A 682-nucleotide genomic window follows, 5' to 3' on the forward strand; every position below is an offset into this window, starting at 1 on the left:
GCTGAAGTTGCCGATAATATGACAGAAGGACTTTTTGGCTATGAGTAATCTTCGCACCTGGTTAACAGAAAAGTCACCGGAAGAAAGAGAACATTTCTTGGGTGAAGTTCCACGTTTGTGGTTAGAAGGTGGTCAAGTTAAGAAATTCTGCCGTCTGTTGAGCGATCTTGACTTTATAGAAGCAAAAATTAATCATCCTGAATTTGGAGTCCAGGCGCTGATTGAAGATTATGATTTGGTTGATGATACAGAATTATTAACTCATCCAGAATACAATGCCCAAACTGTTAAAGCGCTGAAATTAATTCAAGGAGCGTTGCAATTGTCTGCACATATTTTAATTCAAGATACAAAGCAATTAGCATGGCAATTGTCAGGGCGTTTGCTACACTTTGATGCACCGGAAATTCAAGAATTGCTGCAACAAATATCGCAAATAAAAAAACCTTGGTTGCGTACTTTGACAGCTAGCTTAACTCCCCCTGGTGGCGCGTTAGTTCGTACCCTGCGCGGTCATAGTTCTGTGGTTAATGCAGTCGCTGTCACCCCGGATGGTAAGTACGTGATTTCTGGTTCCGGTGACTATACACTCAAAGTCTGGGATTTGCACTCTGGTAAAGAAAAGTTTACTCTGGGCGGTCATAGTGACTCGGTGAATGCAGTCGCCGTCACCCCGGATGGC

At 43.1% G+C, this 682-nt stretch carries 1 pseudogene; it reads left to right on the forward strand.

Annotation, left to right across the window (positions count from 1 at the left end):
- Positions 1-40: 40 nt before the first annotated feature.
- Positions 41-682, forward strand: a pseudogene (locus tag AC5590_RS06980) (hypothetical protein); the annotation flags it as partial.

This window comes from Brasilonema octagenarum UFV-OR1 (genome assembly GCF_963888615.1).
GTDB classification, from domain to species: Bacteria; Cyanobacteriota; Cyanobacteriia; order Cyanobacteriales; family Nostocaceae; genus Brasilonema; species Brasilonema sennae.